A 17,886-nucleotide genomic window follows, 5' to 3' on the forward strand; every position below is an offset into this window, starting at 1 on the left:
AAAAGCATTCCCGTCTTCCTGCTAAAGGGAGGACGGGAATCTTTTATGATGCAAAATTTACAGATAGTCTTTCGGAAATCTATGGCATATATAAAAAATTGTCCGCTGCCCCTTTCAATCAAGGAGCAACAGGACCAAAGCCAAAAGGCGTCAAATAGTTATAAAACTATTCCTTTCCAATAATGTAGAGATTATATCATACTTACACTACACCATCGTTTGCCCTGAAAACCATCATCGCGATGACATGCGGAGCAATGTTGCCTTTTTTCCTTAGTCCAAATATTGTGAATTTAATGCGTAAAATTTTTATCAGTCCAAGGATTGCAACTATTGTGGTGCTTCTTTTCACTGCAAAGGTAAAAACTTTTTCATATAGCAAAGAAATCATTTTCATTCTATTAATATTATTTAACACTCATAGATAAGCCATTTGAATTTAGTTGTATTAGACGACTATATCCGCATTGCATACAAAAAAACTCCTTCCCAGACCGAGGTTTTCGCAATTAATTCGTATTTTTGTCATTCTTATACATAATAATAACCCAACGTGACTTTTATCACAATGAAAAATATCATACTCTTCGATCCGGTTGAGGCGCGCGACCGTCTGCTTCCGCTGACGCTGACCCGCCCGGTGGCTCTCATTCGCCACGGCATAACCACCATTTCCGAAAAATGGCAGAAAGCCATACCGGGCGCCTATTCATATTCGACTCAGGACTACCTGTCGATGAAATATCCTATGGTCGAAGCCACTGACGGCGACAACCTGTTCATCGCCGGCAACCTCCACCCCGACAGCAAGCTTGTCGAAGCCATTCTTGCCCTCAACATTGGGGAAGCCCTCACCTTCAACGGAGAGACAATCGCACGCAGAGGCAACGGCAACCCGACCTCTGAAACCGAATATGACGGAACTCCCTTCCGCCTCAGCAACATCTGGGATATCTTCATGCTCAACGACGAGGCCATACGCCGCGATTTCGAACTCCTCACCGCCGGACGCTCTTCCCGTCCGCTCAGCGACAGCTGCCGTCTCATCGGCGACCCCTCGCAGCTCTTCATCGAAGAAGGTGCGACAGTCGAATGCGCAAACATTAACGTGTCGAAAGGCCCGGTCTACATCGGACGCGATGCCGAGGTGATGGAAGGCGCATGTCTGCGCGGACCGATCGCCATGTGCGAGCACTCGGTAGTCAACATGGGCGGAAAAATCTATGGAGCGACCACTCTCGGCCCTTACTGCAAGGTCGGTGGAGAGCTCAACAACGTCGTGATGACCGGTTTCTCCAACAAAGCCCACGACGGATTCCTCGGCAACGCCGTCATCGGCGAATGGTGTAACCTCGGCGCAGGCTGCACCGCATCGAACCTCAAGAACACCTATGCCCCGTCAAGCTCTGGAGCATGGCCGAGGGACGCTTCATCAAGACCGACCTGCAGTTCTGCGGACTCATCATGGGCGACCACTCAAAGGCCGGAATCAACACAATGTTCAACACCGCCACAGTTATCGGTGTCGGTGTCAACTTCTATGGCGCAGGATTCCCGAGGACATATCTGCCATCGTTCACCGAAGGTTCGCCGCTCGGCATGAAACCCGTCATCATGGACCGCTTCTTCGACACCGCATCGCGCATGATGTCGCGCCGACACAAGGAACTCACTCCCATCGACAAGGAAATATATATCAACATCCGGGAGCAGAGCGCCGAATAAGCCGGCCCACACAATTATCCCCTACAATTCACCCCCTCACACCACCAAACCACTATGCCAAAAGTATCAGAACGCGGCACAATCATGCCCGCATCACCAATCCGCCGCCTCGCCCCTCTTGCCGGCGACGCCAAGGCCAGAGGCATAAAGGTCTACCATCTCAACATCGGACAGCCCGACGTCCCGACCCCGCCCGCCGGACTCGAAGCGCTGAAACACATCGACCGTCAGGTGCTCGAATACAGCCCCTCGGCCGGACTCCCTTCGCTCCGCGAAAAACTCCGTGAATACTACCACCGCTTCAACATCGAGGTCGATGTCGACGACATCATCGTGACAACCGGCGGATCGGAAGCCGTGCTCTTCGCATTCATGGCCTGCCTCGACCCCGGCGACGAGATTATAGTCCCCGAGCCGGCCTATGCCAACTACATGGCCTTCGCCATATCGGCCGGAGCGAAAATCGTCACTGTCCCCTCAAGCATCGACCAAGGGTTCGCCCTCCCGCCTGTCGAGAAATTCGAGGAGCTTATCACACCGCGCACAAAAGGTATCCTCATCTGCAACCCCAACAATCCGACCGGCTACCTCTACACAATGAAAGAGATGCTCCAGATCCGCGACCTTGTGAAAAAATATGACCTCTTCCTCTTTTCCGACGAGGTTTACCGCGAATTCTGCTACACCGGTGCGCCCTACATCTCGGCCTTCCACCTTCCCGGCATCGAGGAACAGGTTGTGCTCATCGACTCCGTGTCGAAGCGCTACAACGAATGTGGCATCCGCATCGGAGCGCTCATCACCAAGCATCCCCAGCTCAAGACCAACGTCATGAAGTTCTGTCAGGCCCGTCTCAGCCCTCCACTGCTCGGGCAGATCGTGGCCGAAGCTTCAATCGACACCCCCGCGACTACATGCTCGCCACCTACAACGAATATGTCGAGCGCCGCAAATTCCTCATCGACGAGCTAAACAAAATCCCCGGCTGCTACACCCCCATCCCGATGGGAGCGTTCTACACCGTCGTGAAACTCCCCGTCGACGATGCCGACAAATTCTGCCAGTGGTGTCTGCGTGACTTCAATCTCGACGGAGAGACCATCTTCATGGCCCCAGCCTCAGGCTTCTACACCACCCCCGGAATGGGCAAAGACGAAGTGCGAATGGCCTATGTGCTCAAAAAAGAAGACCTTGCCAAAGCCATGAAAGTCCTCGCAGCCGCCCTCCAAGCCTACCCCGGCCGCACAATCTGACATCCCTACCCTCCCCATAGATAAAAACCGGAACACAACGATAGCGCACGCCTTCCGGGCACTCCCGCCCGCAGCCGTGCGCTATCGTCTCGTTATATATCACTGAACAGAATCACACCTTAATTATATATAGGCCGACTGTCAGCACCCGCCGGCGAGCCGCCTGATGTCGCGGGCGACCGACGACTCACTGTTAGGCCCGATCACACGGTCGGCAGCAGCGATAACCTCCGGCATCGCATTGGCAACGGCCACAGCCTCGTCGGCAATTCCAAACATCGGCAGATCGTTGAGATTATCCCCGTAGACCGTGATGCGCTTCGCCCCGATATGGCCGGCAAGCCACTTTATGGCCGCAGCCTTGCTGACACCCGCACCGAAAACCTCGATATTGGCCACGTCATGGTTGAAAATATCGCGGTAGCACGACACCGATACACCGTCCACTCCCCGCAGACGCTCCACCACGGCCTCGACCCTCACAGCCTCACCCATGCCGAACACGAGTATGGTCGAAGCCGACGGGACAGTAAGCTCACGGCTGTCGCCCAACACGAAGCGCTTCCCCTCCAGATGGCGGCGCTCCTCGTAGAAATGCCTCTCCTGACGGTTCATCTCGCTTCGGTGATAGACATTGAGCCTTTCCCCGTCGCCAAGGTCATAGACAAACGGATCGACACCCTCGGCCGCAAACACAGCCACCACCTCGGACGCCACATTTCCATCCATCAGCACAGGGCGCAGATAGCGCCTGCGCTCCCTGTCCCACAGCGCCGCCCCGGTCATGACAATGGCCGGAATCGACGTATAGGTATCCTCAAGCAGCACATCGACCGTGGCCGGAGTCCGCGCGGTGGCCACCGTAATCGCCGTCCCGCACCGAGAAAGCCCGCTGACAATCTCCGCCGTCTCACAGCTGACCCTGCTGTCAGTCCCCAGCAACGTCCCGTCCATATCGCTTACATATAGAGTTTTCATAAATTCCGATTTAAATTCTTTCAAATTATAATTATCTAATCCGCAATGCGGTAGCATTCCTTATATTTACTTTATTGCAACAGTTCGGTAATTTTTGAGCAGGCATAGCTGTATCGCACTGATACACAATAGTTTGCATTGATATTGAATTATTGTTGCATCTTATTGATATTCAATTGAATATGCAAATTTTACCGAACTATTGTTATTGCAAAAATACATAAAATAATCCCTATTCTCATATTCCATCGGCCTCAAAAGCAGTCCTTGAGCGTCCCTGAAAGAAAAAACCGTAGTCCGGTTCATCCTTATCGTTGACAATCAGACCACAAAATTTGGAAATCTAAGGCAAGATGTATAATTTTGCAACATAACTCTGGCAAGAGAGCCTCAGTTCTACATTTTAACTAATTACAAGCGTTTTTTGCTTAATCCTTCAATCAAAAATCGGCAAAATTTTTACACAGAGGATCGGGCAGTCAAAAAGACGCTCATGCGTGCCTATCTTCCACCCCGTAGGCTCGGGGTCGATATATCGGCATGGCGTGGGGGTGGACTGTATATTCTGTGTTGGGCGTTTGCCGATGCCTTGATTGAGATATTCAGCATAATGTCCCTACGCTTTTTTATTGACTTTCGGCTCTGAGGGGGACACATAGCCAAATAAACCAATCAATTTATATGGCAAACACTTTACGCTTCGGAATCTTAATGTCCATTGCAAGCGCTTTCGGGCTAAACGCCACAGCCCAGAGCGAAACATTCACCGGGGTATCAGGCACAAACTACTACGTCAACTACGAAGATGGATTTATCGGCCAGACCTTAAATGGAGAGATGAAACTGATTTCTCCCCAATCCTTTGTCGAACGAGATCTGATACCCATGGCATTCACCGCAGATTCTCTTACGGCAGAGACAAGAGATATCTATGACAGAATTCAATATGCCACCGACGCACTCCAGAAACTAATTGACGGTGCAACGATGATTACCAATGGATACGCGGATGAAATGATTGTGTTCAACAAGGACATGGAGAATCTACTGTATCTCTATCTTCAGCTTAGCGAGAATCTTGATAAAATCTATAACTCCCGTCAAAAGACCGGAATCAAGAGAGCAAGAGAAACGAAATTCGAGTTCAATGTCAGCGGAACTCTGACCGATCTTGACTACACATTGTTTATGGTGAATTTCACTCGGGGTTATCTCATAGACCTCTTAAACGAGATTATCGAGACCGCAGACGAATATGAGGCCGCCGGCAAAGAAATGATTGATATTCTCACTCTCTATCAGAGCCACGCCTCGACTCTGACTGATAATTATAACTATCTTGCCGACTACTTCAACAAGAACGCCGCCACAATGACCAAAGAAGACTGCTATTGGCTTCTGGAACAGATTAAAAATCAGGTAGGAACCATTAACTCATTACTCAATGATGCTCCCAAGAACCCGGCTTCCTATGCCGAATATCTCCTCAAAATGACGGCTGAAACCCTCGATAAAACATATTCCGAATATCTCGAAACCGTCGAAGAAGTCAACAACCTTAATAATCAGCTCGTAAATCTGGCCTACCTCCCGTCAGTGCTATATGCAGGAATTGAAGGAGACCCGTTCGGACTTTATTACTACATAAAGGACAATGGCGGAGTTCTCAATATCCCTTCCACACAGCAATATGTCGACATATACACGGTGACAGGTATAAACGGCAATATATTTACTCCTTTCTATGAGGTTGCCAATCCAAATTGCACAAAGCTAATAATTCCTGCCACAATTAAATCTATTTCCGACAACGCGTTTGCTGTCAACGGATTGGAAACGATAGAAGTCAATGCCATCGAAGTGCCCGATATGACCGACGACTGCTTCACAACCGATGTATACAAATCTGCCGCTCTTATAGTCCCCGACGGTACAACCGAAGCCTATGCTTCCGCCCCCGGATGGAAAAATTTCGCCAACATCAGATCTGTGACAGAATCCGGCATTGAATCTGTCATCGCTGACGGCGTGAATGTAAAGATTGAAGGCGGTGTCCTTTATGTCTCCGGAGCAGACGGATTGCTGACAGAAGTATTCTCCATAAGCGGAGCGTCTGTATATAAAGGATGTGACAGTGCAATCCAGCTTCCTGCACACGGAGTTTACATCGTCCGCATAGCAGACAAGTCATTCAAAGTAGCACGATAAACGACAATCAAGGCGGAGAGAGGTCAGACACAAAGAACCTCAGGCGTATCCGTGTCCCACTCTCCGCCTTATTATCCCTGATCAACACTATGAAGAAAAATATATTATTATCCAAAAGCCTCGTCCGTCTTCTCCTTCTCGCTCTTCTTCCGGCAATCAGTTCGTGCGGGAGCGAAGGAAATGACATGAATACGTCACTCATACCTATCCTCAGTGGTAAAAGCTACGGCTACATCAACCTTGAAGGAGTCTACATGATAAATCCGCAATTTGATGAAGCCGGTGAATTTTTCGATAGGCGCGCACTCGTGCGCAAAGGCAATCTTTACGGATATATCGATGAAAAAGGCACTTATGTCATCCCGCCAAAATACGTCAGTGCCACGCCTTTTTCCGAAGGAGTGGCATGGACAGTGGAGGCCGACGGCGCGCCGACTCTGATTGACACCGACGGCAACACCCAGCTTGTGGCAAAAGATGCCGAAAAAGTCTGGGTATTTACAGAAGGAATGGCCAAGGTCTTGACAACAAAATCTGACAACTCTAAAGTATACGGCTTCTTGGACAGAAAAGGGCAATTCGCAATAACGCCACAATTTGACCAGGCATATCCGTTCAGTGATGGAATGGCCAATGTACGTATCGGGAAAAATTCGGGCTATGTCGATAAGAAAGGACGAATGGAAATAAGCGACTCTATAATGAAATGCGTCTCATCGTTCTTTAGAGGATATGCCATCGTTGAAAACGGCAATGGCGACTATGGATTAATTGATTCCAAAGGACGGCTTGAAATAAACCCACAGTTTTCTGAAATATATCCTGACGGAGACATGCTTATCGTAGCGACCTCCGGCGATGAAAAAAACTACGGATGGTGTGACCGAAACGGAAAATTCATCATTAATCCTCAGTTTCGCAATGCCTCATTTTTCAGCAACAACGATTATGCCCCGGTTAAGATAGGAAACAGCTGGGGATATATCGACCGTAAGGGTAAAATAGTCATTAATCCACAATTTGACGATGCTCTCTCCTTTATTGACAATAAAGTGGCATTCGTCAAAACGGGTGATAAAGTAGGAATTATCGACAAAGATGGCAAATATGTGGCAAATCCACAATTTGACGAACTCCCGGGAATGTATATGCTGAATATGGCATACGGAATCCCCGCCACAAGTGTAAATTACTATGTCACCACCCGCTACTTCAACGTTGAAAAAGCCGTGGATATGGTGATGGACAACGTGACAAAAGAAGGAATCAGAGGAATAACACTAAAAACCCCGATTTCAAAAATTATCAAGGATTTTAATATTCACGAACGTAATCTCTACGGAAGCTATGGAGCGACAAATATCACATCTGCCGAACTTGGCAAAAATCTCTTCGCGACATTCAGTATTGAAGGCGACTTTTTCCAAGACGTATCCGACGGATGGTGGGGTACGACAAGCGTACTTGTAAAAAACGCAACCCCGAAAGCACTGCATTACTCTCTTCAGACAACAGGGCTGGCTATCGGGAAGGAACGAAAGTTATTCAAAGCCTTAGCTGACAGAATGAATCTTAAAATCAATTCTGACAAAAACTCGGCTACCGGAAATTATGGTAAAAACCACATCTGGCTGACTCTAAACGAGAATGAAATCAAAATATCAATGACTCCCGGAGGGAAAAATTATGCCGACGTACCGGATTCCACTCTCATCATTGAAGAACTCATCGAAGATCAAACCTCAGCGGAGACATTCGAAGGTAAAATCAACAACAAATATGGAATCGTCATGCAGCTTCTGATTCTCGGGTCAGATGTAAGCGGGACATACCATTACACCTCTCGCAAATCACCGATTACTCTGTCAGGCACACTTGACAGCGACGGCACTATCCGGCTCGAAGAAAAAACCGGCGGGAAGATTACCGGACAGTTTGCCGGCACATACACCCCGTCGGAAATCTCAGGAACATGGATTTCAGCCGACGGCAAAACCCGTATGCCTTTCGTTGTCGAGCGCAGCAATAATTAGGATTATGAAACCAAATAAAATAATATGAAACATTCAATAAATATACTTCGGAGAATAGTAGCACTCATGCTGCTTTCTATTTCGCTGATACCCGCAAACGCCTACAATTATGATGAGGAAGCCGGACTGAGAAACTTCCGTGATAAATCTTATGTGGCAGCTCTCCCTATGCTTCAGCGTGCAGCCAAAGCAGGAAGTCTCCCGGCTCTTGATGCTCTCGGGCAGATGTATGAACACGGATGGGGAGTAAAAGCCGACAGAACAATCATGATGAACATGTATAACAAGGCTGCCTTACACAACTATCCTCCAACCCTATTTCATCTCGCAACCTATTATTACGATAGCGGCCAGACAGACAAGGGATTGGAAATGATGATAAAAGCGTCGGAACACGGATCAACAGAAGCCAGCATGGCCTTAGGCAAACTCTATATGGCTGATGACAAAGAAAAAGCCATCAGATACTACCGCCATGCAGCGGATAACGGTGAATATTCGGCTTTCAATGAAATAGGCCGTATATACACGCTTGACAATGACTGGCCCAATGCACTCGAATATCTGACAGAGGCCAACAGGCATAACACTATCAGCAACGACATGAAGTTAGCTCTCGCGACCATGAAAGCCCAAGGCTTGGGCACTACAAAGAATCTGGAAGGAGCATTAAGCCTCCTGACCGAACTATATGAAAACGGATATGAACCCGCGACTTCTCTATATAACGAGGTCAAGACCGCAGCAAACAAGATTACCGCGCCCGTATACCCCGGCGGAATCAATGCTCTTTATGCTTTCCTGCGGAAGAATGCCCGGAAACCTCATGCCGCAATCCCATCCGCACTAAACGGGACAGCCACTGTCGAATTCATTATCACTCCAGACGGAACAGTCAGCAATCCACAATATGTACGAAGGTGCAACGTCAGGGTTGACGAAGAAGTCATGCGGCTTGTCCGACTCCTGCGCGGATGGAAGCCTGCAACCAAAGGTGGAAAACCATGCAGTACAGTAACACGTCTGTCAATGTCATTTTCACCTGCCTATAACGCCGAAATCCAATTTACGAAGGTTAAATAATCGCTATTGAGGGCAGAATTTTTGCAAATGGAGCCATTTTTGGACTTTTTTGCGCATTTTTTAGTCAAAAAAAGTTAAAACCAATTGGGTTTTACTTATTGTATCAATTATAATGCGTACATTTGCATGTGTGTTTTTCATAGTATTAGATTAAGATAAAGGTTTAAAAAGGAAAGAGGATGTCGTGAGACATCTTCTTTTTTATTATCCATTTTGTCGTAAACTGCATATCGACAAGGCGCTGTGCTGTCTTCCTCTGAAATGCCACGCAAACCCGTCGTCCAGTTCGCTGGCTCTTGTTAAAAAACAACTTTTTTAAGAAACGTAAACTAAAAAAAGTTGCATTTCGACGGCAAAAATTCTAATTTTGCGCCCGAATATTATCAATTCATTCAACCTATTTCCCGAATAGCAATCCACATGAAAAATCTTGACCTTATCCTCGCAGAGAAGCTACTGAAAATCAGTGCTATCAAACTTCAGCCGGAAAACCCTTTCACTTGGGCGTCAGGCTGGAACTCACCCATCTATACGGATAATCGCAAGACACTCTCCTATCCCGATGTCCGCAATTTTATCAAGGTCGAGCTCACCCGCATTATCCTCGAGAACTTCGGAGATGTCGACGCCATCGCAGGTGTGGCCACCGGCGCGATAGCCCAAGGCGCTCTCGTTTCCGACACACTCGGTCTCCCATACGTCTATGTCCGCTCGACCCCCAAGGATCACGGACTTGAAAACCTCATCGAAGGCGACCTCCGCCCCGGACAGAAAGTAGTGGTCATCGAAGACCTCGTATCGACTGGCGGAAGCAGCCTCAAGGCCGTCGAAGCCATCCGCAACGCCGGCTGCGAAGTCATCGGCATGGTCGCTATATTCAGCTACGAATTCCCCGTGGCAGTAAAGCGCTTCAAGGAAGCAAACGTCAACCTCATGACACTTTCGAACTACTCGGCCCTCATCACCGCAGCCCTCGAAACCGGATTTATCCGCGAGAGCGACGTCGCAACCCTCAAGGAATGGCGCAAAGACCCCTCGCTCTGGACTCCCGACTCCCCCAAGGTCGATGAATAAATCCCCTCTGACGACCGTCGCTCCGCCCAAACGGCCCGACCGACCGTCAATAATGATAGAAAAATCATAAGCCACCTGTCCGCAATCAGAATTTCAACGGGCCGGTGGCTTTTATCACCATAAAACAAAAACAAACCTCAACCACAAAAAAGCTAAAGTTATGGCAACATATACAGGCAAACCCGTGACACTACCCCGTCCCATCGGACAGATATACGAACGTGTGGCTGACCTCAGCCAATACCGCTCGCTCGTCGACCAGCTCCCCGAAGAGCATCGCGAAAAGCTCAACGGCGTCGAATTCGACGGTGACTGCATCCGCATGGAAGCCCCCGCCATCGGACAGCTCGTGTTTAAAATCAGCGAGCGCATCCCCACAAGCCGCGTAAGCTTCTCGGCCGAAGGATGCCCCGTCCCCCTCAGCCTCAGCGTCAACCTCAAGGAAGCCGGCGAGGACTCGACCATACTCACACCGGCAGTCAAAATTGAAATACCCCCGATGCTCAAACCCTTCATCGGAAACAAGATTCAGGAAGCAGCCGATAAATTCGGCGAAGTCTTCACCTCTATTTTCCAGTAAATATATCACCGCCATGCCCGCTCTCCTTCGCAAACTGCTCCCGGCGCTCACGCTCGCAGCTATGCTGACGGCATGCGAGTCGGTCGATGACGACCGCATCCCATACGCCGAAGTCCATCTGACATTCCACACCGTCGGCGACTGGAACATATATGGCGTGCAGGGCGACGCAGCCTCATCGCGCACCTACATATTCAACTCCAAGGAGCGCGTCCCCTCCAACTTCCCCTACACGACACTCGACCGCACCGGCTACGGCGGCCTGCTGCTCGTCACCGACGTGCTCGGCGACCTCCACGCCTACGACCTCGCATGTCCGTTCGAAGTGCGCCCAAACGTCCGCGTGTCCATTCCCGAAGGCGAACTCTTCGCCCGCTGCCCATCGTGCGGGAGCACGTTCGACGTGTTCCAGAACCGTGGCAACCCCATCTCAGGCCCGGCACAGGAACGGGGCTACGCCCTCAGACGCTACTCGGTCGTCTCGGGCGGAGCGACAGAATATCGCGTCGTGACCCGCTGAACAACTCACCTCGCCAATCAGGACTGACGTATAAACAGACAAAAAACAGATGTGCAGGAAACGCTTGCCGGTCAAGCATTCCCTGCACATCTGTTTTTGTCTATTATCTCCCGATTATTTCTGCCGTCCTTTCAGAGCGAAATATTTCCAGAGCGGAGCAGCCATAAGAGCCTGCTTCATGTTGTCGTTGACAAGCATATCCCAGACCTCATCCTCGCTGAGCAATTCGACCCGGATATCCTCGGTCTCGTCGAGATGCTGCTCGGCGATGCGCTCCACATCACGGGCGATGAAACTGTAGCTGAGATTGTTCTGGCTGCTCGGATTGGCCGAAATGACCATCGACAGCTCCCACTCCCCGCCACCGAAACCGGTCTCCTCAAGCAGCTCGCGCTGCGCCGTGGTCAGCGGGTCTTCACCCCTCTCCGCCACACCCGCGCAAAGCTCCGTCGCCACGATGCCGAGTCCGTGACGGTATTGCTTCACCATCACAAACTTACCCTCCGGAGTGATGGCAATCACATTGATCCACATAGGGTATTCAAGCACATAATACTCGTCATACACAGTGCCGTTGGGCAGACGCACGACATCGCGCCGGGCTGTGAGCCACGGACGGCGGAAGAGATACTCACTGCTGAGGGTCTCCCATTTCATCTTCTCATCTTCATTGACAGAATTCATAGCTAATATATTTAGAGACGTTTATTAAAATCATTTCTCTTTCTGCCTAAGCAGAAAGTCGCTTATTGCGAGCGCAACCGAGGGAAGGCCGTCAGGCATCTCGCTGTTGAGAATGTCCCACATCCCGTCGGGATTCTCGCGCGCGACGGTCATCACTCGCATATACTGCTCGCGGGTGATAATAGCCGAAAAGTCGGTCAGCTTGTCCTGACGGATGAGCGACACGATATGGCTGTAGACAGTCCGCGGCTTGATACCCTTGGTCTCGGCGATGCCGTTGACATCATAGCCCGCATTGAGAAGCAGAAGCGTCTCTTCGTGTGACAGCCCTGTCCCCAGCGACTCGGCAATCCCCTTGAACTTGCGTATGGCGGTGACAAATGGTTTCCAGTATTTGACCGTCTTCTTCTCGCCGACACCCTCGACACGGGCAAACGAGTCCATGTCCACAGGCTCTACGCGCACCATTTCAAGCAGCGTCTTGTCGGAAAACACGATGTAGGGAGGCACCTGCTCCTTGCGCGCAAGCTTCAGACGCACCTCCTTCAGCTCGGCCAGCAGGCGCTCGGCCGGCTTGAGTTCCGGTTCGGGGATAACCTCCTTCCTTCCGCGCGCCGTCTTGCGGCGTTCAGGCTCTTTGTATTGAGCAAGTGTGACGGGAGTGCGGTCGCGCAGCACTATCGCTCCGTAGGCCGTCACCTTCAGATGGTTGTTTTCATTATAGGCGATGTCGATCAGACCAAGCTGTATGAGCTGCGAGAGATAGGAGTTCCACTCTGGATAGCTCAGGTCGCGCCCCGCGCCGTAGGTCTTTATCCGGTCGTAGCCACGGTCGATGAGATCGCGTTTCGAAGCCCCGCGCAGAATGTCGATCAGCATCGTGAAGCCGACCTTGCCCTCAGTCCTTATGATGGCGCTCATAGCCTTCAGGGCGATGACCGTACCGTCCATACGTTCGGGGGGATTGAGACACACGTCGCAGTTGCCGCAGTCATGGTCCATCGTCTCGTTGAAATAGCTCAACAGAATGCGTCGGCGACACAGCGACGACTCCGCATACTCCTGCATGCGCTTCAGTTTCTCGCTGTTTATGGCCTGCTGGCCGCTCTCGTCGACGAACCCCTGAAGAGTGATGATGTCGGCGTAGGAATAGAACATCGTTGCCTCGGCCTTCACGCCGTCGCGTCCGGCACGCCCTATCTCCTGATAGTAGCTCTCGATGTTGCGGGGCATGTTGTTGTGGACCACCCAGCGGATATTGCTCTTGTCGATACCCATTCCGAAAGCCACGGTGGCACACACCACCTGAACATCGCCGTTGATAAAACGGTCCTGCGCACGGTTGCGCTCCTCGATTGAAAGACCGGCATGATAGACCACCGATTTGTAGCCCATGCCGAGAAGCTCATTGTTCATCGACTCTGCCGACTTCCGGCTGATGCAGTAGACTATACCTGAATCGTGGCGGTAACGGTCGATGAGCATCGCGATGTAGCGCAGACGCTGGCTCTTGCCGGGATTGTTCATCACCCGGAGCGAGATGTTGGGACGGTCAAACGAGCCGATAAACGTGGCCGGATCTCTGAGGCAGAGCTGTCGGGCGATGTCGTCGCGCGTGAGACGGTCGGCCGTCGCTGTGAGCGCCATGACAGGCACGTGGGGATAAAGCTCCTTCAGCCGCGAGAGACGGGTGTAGTCCGGTCGGAAATCATGTCCCCATTGCGAGATGCAGTGAGCCTCGTCGATGGCAATCAGACTTATCGGAAGATCGCGCGACCAGCGGTCGATTTCCATCAGAAGGCGTTCGGGAGATATGTAGAGAATCTTGATGCGGCCTGTGAAAAGCTGCTGGAGTATATTGTGGTTCTCGGCCTCGGTCTGCATTGAGTTGACCGCCGCCGCAGGAATGCCATTGGCGGTCAGCGCGGTCACTTGGTCCTTCATAAGCGCTATGAGCGGAGAGACGACCACGGTCACCCCTCCGTCGGTCAGCAGAGCCGGAATCTGATAGCATATCGACTTGCCGCCCCCCGTAGGCATGAGCACCACGCAGTCGCGCCCGCACGCAGCCGTAGTTATTATATCGAGCTGCAAGGGACGGAATTCACTGTAACCATAAAACCGGCGCAGAAGTGCGACCGCACGTTCCTTTATATCGAGTATTGGTTCTGACAATTGTACTGGATGAGATTGGATTGGACAATAATAGGCCGGCGCAAGAGTCAGAAAGCCTGCTCCTCACCGCCAAGTGCATTGATGACCGTGCGGACGATTATTTTAAGGTCGAGGAGAAACGACCAGTGTTCTATATACCAGATGTCGTGTTCGACACGTCGCTCCATCTGCCAAAGCTCCTCGGTCTGACCCCGGTAGCCGCGCACCTGCGCCCATCCGGTGATGCCGGGTTTGATCAGATGGCGCACCATGTACTGGCTGATTAGACGGCGGTAGTCCTCGGTGTGTTTAAGCATGTGTGGACGCGGGCCGACAATCGACATGTCGCCCATGAACACATTGATAAACTGCGGCAGCTCGTCGATGCTCGTGCGGCGCAGGAAATCGCCGAGTTTCGTCTTGCGCGGGTCATTCCTCGTGGCCTGCATACTGTCGGCCTGCTCGTTGACCCTCATGGTGCGGAATTTCCAGCAAAGAAAATCGCGTCCCATGTAGCCGGTGCGCATCTGGCGGAAAAACACCGGGCCGGGAGAGCTGAGCTTGATGGCAATCGCCACGGGGATGAAGATGACAGGAGAGAATATGAGGAATGTACCTGAGAAGGCTATGTCAAACGCACGTTTGAGCACCCGGTTGGCATTGCGCTCAAGCGGGTTGTGGCGCACTTCGAGCACCGGCATCTGCCCGATGGAGTCAAGCCGGAACTTGCGTGTCAGGAAGGGAGAAATCTGAGGGACAAAGTGGAATTTCACCATGTGTTTCTCACATATGCCCAGTATGAGCTGGACGGCCTCACGCTGCTCACCCGAAAGGGCATAGAAAATCTCGTCGGTATGGTTCTCGACCACAAATTTCTCCAGTTCCTCCAGATTGCCGGCATACTGGCTGCGCAGTTCGAAATCAGGCGGACAGTAGCGGTCAAAGAATCCCTGACATCTGTAGCCGAAACCGCTGTCAAGCTCCATCTCAGCCAGCAGACGCTCGCCGGTGGGATTACACCCGACGATTACTATGCGCGAATAGCTGCGGCCACTGCGCCGATAGGTCTTCAGAAGATAATGTGAACCGAGCCACCACGCCATCTGCATCAGCGCGCTCACCGAGTAGAACTCCGCAAAGACACGCCACGGTATGGCATCGAGTTTCAGGAAATAGAGCAGGAATATGAATCCGAGAGCATGGAAACAGACGGCGTGTAGAGCCGAAAGCATCAGCCTGTCCATCTGCATTGCCCTGACCTTGTGGATGCGCCCGATGTGACGCGCCACCGGGATATAGGCCACGTTGAGCAACACCCATATAAGGCGCGTGTGGATTTCAGCCACCGACGGGTTGAGTATGGTCACGACAAAAAAGACCCCGTTAAGTATAAGGAAGTCAACTAAAGTCAGAGCCCTGTGGAAATATCGTCCGTGTCTGTTACCTTTTCCCATAGCCAAAATGTGTGTCTAGTCTCTTATATATAATCGGTCGGATACCCTTAAATATTGTAAACGGAGACGAAAAAAATATCAATTCGACATCAAATAATGACCATCGGACGTGTTTACATCCACATCCGATGGTCAAATCGTAGAACCCGGCGGCTCAACATCTGCGGAGACTTCGTGTCTCCCCTGTCGTCGGGTCTTTTCAGAGTTTGCTGTCGATGACAGCTATTTTTTTCTCAAGATCGGCGATATCGTCTTTTAGACGCTGCATGCGGCGTTCCATATCCTTGAGCATCGAACCGGCGTTCTTCGACTTGGCCGAAAGAAAGCCCATGTTGTTCTCATAGGTCTGGAGTTCACTGCGGCGCTGCTCGTAGACACGCATCAGGCGTTCGCGCTCACGATAGAGACGGTTTTCGTCATTGCCGATTTCATTGATCGTATTCTCGAAAGAAGCCATGCGCGAACCGCGCTGCGAAATGTCGAGTTTCTGATACAGCTCGTTGACAACCGCACGGTAAGCCTCATAGATATTGTCTTTCTCGCTGAACGGCACATGACCGACGCTCTGCCATTCGGCCTGAAGGTCCTTGACTGCCTTGATTGCGTTTTCGCGTCCGAGAGTCTCAAGGTCGAGAGCCTTGAGTTTGTCGATAATCTCGTTTTTCTGTTCGAGGTTGGCGCGCTCGGTGCGGCGTGTGCCGGAGTTGTTCTTTTTCTTCTGCTCGAAGAAGTAGTCGCATGCGGCAAGGAAACGGCGCCACACCTGATCGGAATGCTTCTTGGCCACAGCGCCGATAGTCTTCCACTCTTTCTGAAGGGCGGCGAGTTCGTCGGCTGTCTTACGCCATTCGGTACTGTCTTTAAGAGCCTCGGCGCGCTCGCAGAGTGCGATTTTCTTCTCAAGGTTGCGCGAAAGAGTGTCTTTCATGCCACGGAAAAACTCGGCCTTGGCGGCAAAGAACTTATCGCATGTCTCACGGAAGCGGGCAAACAGCGCATTGTTCGACTTGCGCGAAGCATAGCCGATCTTCTTCCAGTCTTCCTGAGCGGCGATTATGAGCTTGGTCATCTCGTCCCATGCGGCATAGGTCGAAAGCTTGTCGAATTCGTATGACTCGATGCGTTCGCAGAGCGCTTCCTTAGCGAGCTCGTTTTCACGCTCACGTGCCTTGCGCTCCTCGAAGAATGTCTGGTAGCGCTTGTTGATTTCAGCTGATATATCCTTGAAGCGGCCCCAGATTTCCTCACGCACTTCCTTGGGCACAGGACCGATCGAACGCCACTGCTCGTGGAGTTCCTGAAGGCGGCGGAATGCTGCGATGACATCCTCTTCCGCACGAAGCTTGTCGGCTTCGGCCACAAGAAGTTCCTTTTCCGAAAGGTTCTTCTTGAAATCATAGTCGCGGAGCTCCTTGTTTATCTTGAGCTGGTCGTAGAATTTCTCGACTGCATCCTGATAGCTTTTCCATAAATCGGCGGCTACGGGAGCGGGCACTTCGCCGATTTCCTTGAATTCATTCTGGAGATCTCGCACCTGCTGGAAGAAACGGTTGGCATTGTCGACATCGCTTCCCATTTCAATAATCTTGTCGATGATTTCCTTCTTGCGCTCGTAGTTCTTCTGCTGCTCGGCCTCGATGGCTGCACGCTGCTCGGCCTTTTTCTCCTTTACAGTGGCAAGGATGGCCTTGAATGCCTCCTCGGTTTCATCTGTGGTGGGCTGAAAAGCCTCAGGCTGATTTCCCGCCTCGACGAAAGCCTCACGTTCGTTGCGCTGCTCCTCGTTGCGGATTGCATAGAACTGTTGTTTCAGACGCGACACTTCCTCATTGGTGATCTCTGCAGGTTCTTTCTCCGAAAGGAGCTTCAATGCAGCGAGGATGCTTTCTTTTGTTGCAGGCTCATGCGAACGTTCCGTAGCGACTTCTTCTGAAAGCTCTTCAGACGAAGCAGCCACCGGCGACTCCTCCTCAACAGCTACAGCCGATGAGACGGTCTCGGCCGGTTCGGGTGTCGGAGTGGAAATGTTTGTAGAATCGGCTGCCACTGATGCGGCGCCTTCGTTCAAGGTTTTATCCAATGCGTCGTTTGGCATTGAAGTGTCACGCGGTTCCATAACAGTTGTTTAAGGTGATAAAAT

General features: G+C 51.2%; 13 protein-coding genes and 2 pseudogenes. 9 read left to right on the top strand and 6 right to left on the bottom strand.

What is annotated here, in order from left to right; genetic code table 11:
- Positions 1-568: 568 nt before the first annotated feature.
- From E7747_RS04150 to E7747_RS04155, 3 genes and pseudogenes are all read left to right on the top strand, one after another.
- Positions 569-1,603, top strand: a complete 1,035-nt coding sequence (locus tag E7747_RS04150; RefSeq protein WP_228449253.1) for a putative sugar nucleotidyl transferase — start codon at positions 569-571, stop codon at positions 1,601-1,603.
- A complete protein-coding gene (locus E7747_RS17220; protein ID WP_262710061.1) occupies positions 1,600-1,725 on the top strand; it encodes a hypothetical protein in 126 nt (41 codons plus the stop codon). The genes E7747_RS04150 and E7747_RS17220 overlap by 4 nt, the downstream gene beginning before the upstream one ends.
- A gap of 54 nt (positions 1,726-1,779) precedes the next feature.
- Positions 1,780-2,978 (top strand): annotated as a pseudogene (locus tag E7747_RS04155) (pyridoxal phosphate-dependent aminotransferase).
- A 141-nt stretch (positions 2,979-3,119) separates the two neighbouring features.
- Here the strand turns inward: E7747_RS04155 and E7747_RS04160 are convergent.
- Entirely contained in the window at positions 3,120-3,956 is an 837-nt protein-coding gene (locus tag E7747_RS04160) for an HAD family hydrolase (protein ID WP_168185226.1), read from the bottom strand.
- A gap of 681 nt (positions 3,957-4,637) precedes the next feature.
- Here E7747_RS04160 and E7747_RS04165 point away from each other — a divergent pair.
- The 6 genes from E7747_RS04165 (at position 4,638) to E7747_RS04190 (ending at position 11,454) form a co-directional block, all read left to right on the top strand.
- Entirely contained in the window at positions 4,638-6,164 is a 1,527-nt protein-coding gene (locus E7747_RS04165; protein WP_136414298.1) for a hypothetical protein, read from the top strand.
- Between the two features lie 89 nt (positions 6,165-6,253).
- On the top strand, positions 6,254-8,197 hold the full coding sequence (locus tag E7747_RS04170; RefSeq protein ID WP_136414300.1) for a WG repeat-containing protein: 1,944 nt from the start codon (positions 6,254-6,256) through the stop codon (positions 8,195-8,197).
- A gap of 24 nt (positions 8,198-8,221) precedes the next feature.
- Positions 8,222-9,280, top strand: a complete 1,059-nt coding sequence (locus tag E7747_RS04175) for an energy transducer TonB (protein WP_136414302.1) — start codon at positions 8,222-8,224, stop codon at positions 9,278-9,280.
- 420 nt (positions 9,281-9,700) lie between these two features.
- Positions 9,701-10,354, top strand: coding sequence for an orotate phosphoribosyltransferase (pyrE, locus tag E7747_RS04180; RefSeq protein WP_123615690.1), 654 nt, complete (start codon positions 9,701-9,703; stop codon positions 10,352-10,354).
- Positions 10,355-10,514: 160 nt separating this feature from the next.
- Positions 10,515-10,934 carry a hypothetical protein gene (locus E7747_RS04185; protein ID WP_123615650.1) on the top strand — a complete coding sequence of 140 codons (420 nt, stop codon included), beginning with the start codon at positions 10,515-10,517 and terminating at the stop codon, positions 10,932-10,934.
- Positions 10,935-10,947: 13 nt separating this feature from the next.
- Positions 10,948-11,454, top strand: a complete 507-nt coding sequence (locus E7747_RS04190) for a Rieske (2Fe-2S) protein (protein WP_123615651.1) — start codon at positions 10,948-10,950, stop codon at positions 11,452-11,454.
- A gap of 114 nt (positions 11,455-11,568) precedes the next feature.
- Here the strand turns inward: E7747_RS04190 and E7747_RS04195 are convergent, their stop codons facing one another.
- From E7747_RS04195 to E7747_RS04210, 5 genes and pseudogenes are all read right to left on the bottom strand, one after another.
- On the bottom strand, positions 11,569-12,138 hold the full coding sequence (locus E7747_RS04195; protein WP_136414304.1) for an NUDIX hydrolase: 570 nt from the start codon (positions 12,136-12,138) through the stop codon (positions 11,569-11,571).
- A gap of 30 nt (positions 12,139-12,168) precedes the next feature.
- Positions 12,169-12,507 carry a helix-turn-helix domain-containing protein gene (locus tag E7747_RS16890; protein WP_228449306.1) on the bottom strand — a complete coding sequence of 113 codons (339 nt, stop codon included), beginning with the start codon at positions 12,505-12,507 and terminating at the stop codon, positions 12,169-12,171.
- Positions 12,499-14,292, bottom strand: a pseudogene (gene recQ / locus E7747_RS04200) (DNA helicase RecQ); the annotation flags it as partial. The pseudogene recQ and the gene E7747_RS16890, both read right to left, overlap by 9 nt.
- A 68-nt stretch (positions 14,293-14,360) precedes the next feature.
- Positions 14,361-15,746, bottom strand: a complete 1,386-nt coding sequence (locus E7747_RS04205) for an undecaprenyl-phosphate glucose phosphotransferase (RefSeq protein WP_136414306.1) — start codon at positions 15,744-15,746, stop codon at positions 14,361-14,363.
- A 199-nt stretch (positions 15,747-15,945) separates the two neighbouring features.
- Positions 15,946-17,862, bottom strand: a complete 1,917-nt coding sequence (locus tag E7747_RS04210) for a DUF349 domain-containing protein (protein ID WP_136414308.1) — start codon at positions 17,860-17,862, stop codon at positions 15,946-15,948.
- Between the last annotated feature and the right edge of the window lie 24 nt (positions 17,863-17,886).

Origin of the sequence: Duncaniella dubosii, assembly GCF_004803915.1 — a bacterium.
Taxonomy (GTDB): Bacteria; Bacteroidota; Bacteroidia; order Bacteroidales; family Muribaculaceae; genus Duncaniella; species Duncaniella dubosii.